The organism is Bartonella bovis 91-4 (genome assembly GCF_000384965.1).
Lineage (GTDB): Bacteria > Pseudomonadota > Alphaproteobacteria > Rhizobiales > Rhizobiaceae > Bartonella > Bartonella bovis.
Genome location: NZ_CM001844.1, coordinates 1,265,046 through 1,269,514, shown reverse-complemented (window position 1 = coordinate 1,269,514; position 4,469 = coordinate 1,265,046). Strand labels below are relative to the sequence as shown.

Below are 4,469 nucleotides of genomic sequence, written 5' to 3'. Positions count from 1 at the left end.
GGGGAGTGGGGATGGGAAGGGGGTGTGGATGGAGAGTTCGAAGACGTTGAAGATGACTGATGTGACGATTTCAAATGTTGAGAAGGCGGTGTGGATGAAGGAGGGGACAGTGACGATAAGTGGAGTGCAGATTTCAAAGGTTAAAATGGGGGTAGAGGCAGTAGCGGGGAATTTGACGATAAATGGGCACTCGAGGATTACGTTTAACAATGGGGCCGGGAATTATGGGGTGAAGGTGGGGAGAGAGGTGACGGCTCGTTTGACGGATGTAAGGATTGTGGGGACGGGGAGTGGGACGGGTGGAAATGGAGAGGGAAGTAAGGGGGTGATTATGGATGGGAAGACGTTGGAGATGACCAATGTGGATGTTTTAAATGTTGGAGTGGGAGTGGAAGCGAAGAAGGGTGGAACGTTGACGATAAACAAGGGGAAGATTGGGTTTAAGAAAGATTACGGAATAGGGGTGTGGGGAACAGCGACGGCTACTATCACGGGGACGACGATTACAGGAGAGGGGAGTGGACAGGGGGTGTTGATGATGGAGACAAAGATGATGAGGTTGACAAAGGTGGAGATTTCCAATGTTAGTGAGGGGGTGTGGGTGAAGGGGAGGTTGGTGATGGATGGGGGGTCGATTACGGTTACAGGGAAGGGGGTGAAAGGGTATGGAGTGGGGGTATATGTGGGGAAGGAGGCAACGGCTACTATCACAGGGACGATGATTAGGGGGGGTGGGTCAGGAAGTAGGGGGGTGGTCATGAATGGGAAGACATTGGGGATGAGTGGGGTGAATATTTCAAATGTTAGTGAGGGGGTGGAGGCGAAGGGGGGGATACTAGCGATGAAAGGAGGGTCAATTGGGTTTATAGGAGATTACGGGATCAGTCTTAACCAGGGTGGGGTTGCTTTTTTAGGAGGGGTCACTATCAAGGGAAGTGGAACAGGAAAAACAGGTATCAAGCTTAGTGGGGGAAGGGTCGATATGTTCGGGACAAATATAAGAGATGTTCATAAGGGGATGACGATTACAGAAGGTATTGTTCGTATGTTTGGAGGGGAAATTGGGTTTATGGGAAATTATGGTATAGGTCTTTCAAAGAGTACTGCTGCTTTAAAGAATGTCAGAATTACAGGACCTAGTAATAAGGGTACGGGGGTGTATGCAACGGGGATGGGAGGGGTGATGATGAAGGAGGTGCGGATTTCAGAGGTTAGGACGGGGGTGTGGGTGATAAATGGGAAGCTGATAATGCACAAGGGATCGGTGGCTTTTAATGGAGATTACGGTGTCAGTCTCATAGGGGGAGATGCTGCTTTAAAGGATGTCAGAATTACAGGGCAAGGTCATGAGACAGAGGTGGCGGTAAAGGCGCTCATGGGAACAGTGGCGATAAAAGGGGGGGAGATGTCAAATGTTGGGACGGGGGTAGAGGCGACTAATGGAGGTGCGGTGTGGTTGGTTGATACAAAGTTGAGGGATGTCTATAAGGGGGTGAGTGTCGAAGATGGGGTTGTTCATATGGAGGGAGGGGAAATCAATTTTAAGGGAGATTACGGTGTTTATCTTAACCAGGGTATGGCTGCTTTAATAGCGGTCAAAATGACTTATACGGGTAACAACAACAAAGCTGAATTCATTAGGATTGTGGGAGAGGACACTACAAATGCTATGGAAAAGACGGGTAAAGTACAAAAAAATGCTGTGGTTGTTGCATCACATCTCACGATCGATGGAAATGGTTATGGGCAGGGAATGAGGGTAGTTGACGGCGGACGGGTCGTGTTGATTAGGCCAAATTATACAAACATCTACAATGGAATGGCTATCACAAAAGGTGCTGTCCATATGGAGGGGGGGGAGATCAATTTTAAGGGAGAGTACGGTGTTTATCTTAATCAGGGCCATGCTTTGTTAAATGGTGTTATTATGACTTATACGGGGAATAATCCAGACAGTACTTTCTTAACGGTCTATGGTGCAGGAAATGCTAAAAATTTAGCAGAGATTAGAGGTAGGGGCATCAGAATCAATGGAAATGAAAAGGCACACGGGATAAGGGTAATTGACGGGGGAATGGTCGTGTTAGATGATGCGATTTTTAACAAGATGAGCAATGGGGTGACTGTTACTAATGGGGGAAGGGTCGTGTTAGAAAATGCGATTTTTAGCAAGGTGAAAAGCGGTATAACTGTTATTAATGGGGAATTCTCTATGAAAAAAGGGTGGATGACGTTTAACGGAGAGCACGGTATTAGTCTCCATACGGGGTATGCTTTGTTAAAGGGGGTGATTATGAAATATGAGGGTAGCAAGGCAACTAAAAACGCTCAGGCTACAAACTTCATCAAAGTCAAAGGTAAAGGTGCAAATTTTGCTGCTATAAAGGTTATGGTCATTGGAAATAATAAAACACAGGGTGTTCATGTGACTGATGGTGGGTATGTGATGCTCGATTACTCACATATAACAGGTGTAAAAGAGGCAATAACCATTCAAGACGGGTCGTTGTGGATGAAAAATGGGGTGATTAATTTTGGGGGAGAGTATGGGCTGAAGATGAAGGGGGGAAGAGTCCTTTTAAGTAATGTGCAAATGAACTCCACCAGTAATAATAATACAGAGTTCATCATGGTTGAGGGAAAAAGTGCGAAACTTAAAGCAGTAGGTGTGATAATTAACGGAAATGGTACAGGAAAAGCTCAAGGAATAAAAATAGCAAATGGGGGAAAGGCGTGGTTGATTGGTACAAATGTGAAAAAGGTTAGCACAGGAGTCACTATTCAAAATGCTCAAGTGACTATGATTAGTTCTTCGGTGAGCTTTACAGAAGATTATGGGGTTAATTTAACCAGGGTGGTGCTTTGAAGAGTGCCAGAATGACTTATATGGGTAGCAATGTTCTACAGCTGTGTTTCTATATTTTAGCGTATTTATTAGTTTTAGAGATTTTTTTTTGTTTATGGGTTTAGGTCATGGTTTAAGGTCTAGGCGCTTTGTTTGATGTTTTGATTTTATGTGTGTTTTGTTTGTTGTTTGAAGATGTGTGTTTTGGCTTTGTGGGTGTTAAGAGTGTTTTATATTAGGGTATGATGTTTTTAGGTAAGGGTTAGAGTTGGGAGGATTTTATGGGGTTTTAAGCCATTTTAGTATGGTTTAGTTTTAGTTTTCTTTTTTTAGAATAGTTTAGTCTCGTTTAACCTGACAGGTTAAAGGGGAACATGTGGGTTATGGTTATGCGTTGTGTTTTTAAACATCATGTTTATTTATGTGTTGTCTCAACCGCTCTTATGGCTGGGCTTGCTCTAACATCTCATACTTCAAAGGCGTATGCCAATCAAAATTGTGGGAGTAGTGGTGGTGGTGGTGCTAAAACTATTAATGATAATGTTGGGCCGATTGTGTGTGATGGTGATGTGACAAGGACGCTGAGTAGTACTAGTGGTGGGGATATAAAGATAAATATGGATACGGGCCCTGGTAAGTCTGCTGGTGCTGCTGTGACGGTGAGGGGGTCGGGGACGAATATTACGATAATGAAGAAGATAACGGTTAAGGGGTCGGGGGGGAGTGGTCTACCGGTGATTAAGGTGTATGGTGGAGGGAAGCTGACGTTGAATGAGGATGTTGATGTTGGGGGGGCGACGATAAAAAAGGAGATAGTGGTTGATGGTGAAAACTCTTCTGTTACGTTGAATGGGGTGTTGACAGGGTTTGAGGGGGTACAGGTTAATAATGGGGGGATGGTTGTTTTGGGAGAAAAGGTGACGGGGATTGAAGAGGTGAAGGTGAAAATTAATGATGGGGGGATGGTAAATATGATGGGGGATGTGGCTTTTAATAGTGTTGGTGGAGCGGGGATACAAATTACGGGGGATGGGGCGGGGAAGGCTACTGTGATGGGAGTGGGGAGTGGGAAGACGGTAACGATGACTGTTAATGGAACGGGGGCTGATGGGATACAGATGGATGGGGCGGGGAAGATTGATGCTACTGTGATGGGGTTGAAGATTGTGGGGAGTGGGGGGATGGGGGTGGAGATTGAGGTTAAGGGGGGTGGGACGGGGATAATGGTATCGGGAAGTGGGGCGACGGTTAGTATGACGCAGGGGAAGATTATGGGAAAGAGTGGGGGGAATTTTGGGGTGCAAATGATGGGGGGAACGGGGACGGTGGAGTTGACTAGTGTGGGGATTGAGGGGTTCAAAAAGGGGGTGGAGGCAACTAATGGGACGTTGAAGATGATGGGGGGACGGTTACGTTTGAGGGTGGGAAGGGGAATTTTGGGGTGCAGGTGGGGAGTGGGGTGACGATGGCTAGTTTGACGGATGTAAGGATTATGGGGACGAGTGGAAATAGGGAGGGTAAGGGGGTGTGGATGGATGGGAAGATGTTGAAGATAACGAATGTGGATATTTTAAATGTTGGAGTGGGAGTGGAAGCGAAGAAGGGTGGAACGTTGACGCACTCG

The 4,469-nt window shown here is 46.1% G+C and carries 3 protein-coding genes; all 3 read left to right on the top strand.

The annotated features are described in order from the left end of the window. A partial coding sequence (locus tag BBBE_RS05510; RefSeq protein WP_192812770.1) for a hypothetical protein occupies positions 1–2,866 on the top strand: 2,866 nt, incomplete at its 5' end. A 362-nt stretch (positions 2,867–3,228) separates the two neighbouring features. After that, complete coding sequence (locus BBBE_RS05505; RefSeq protein ID WP_152023199.1) at positions 3,229–4,308, top strand: hypothetical protein; 1,080 nt, start codon at positions 3,229–3,231, stop codon at positions 4,306–4,308. Beyond that, positions 4,287–4,469 (top strand): hypothetical protein (locus BBBE_RS07435; protein ID WP_192812769.1); only part of this gene is annotated, 183 nt, incomplete at its 3' end. The genes BBBE_RS05505 and BBBE_RS07435, both read left to right, overlap by 22 nt.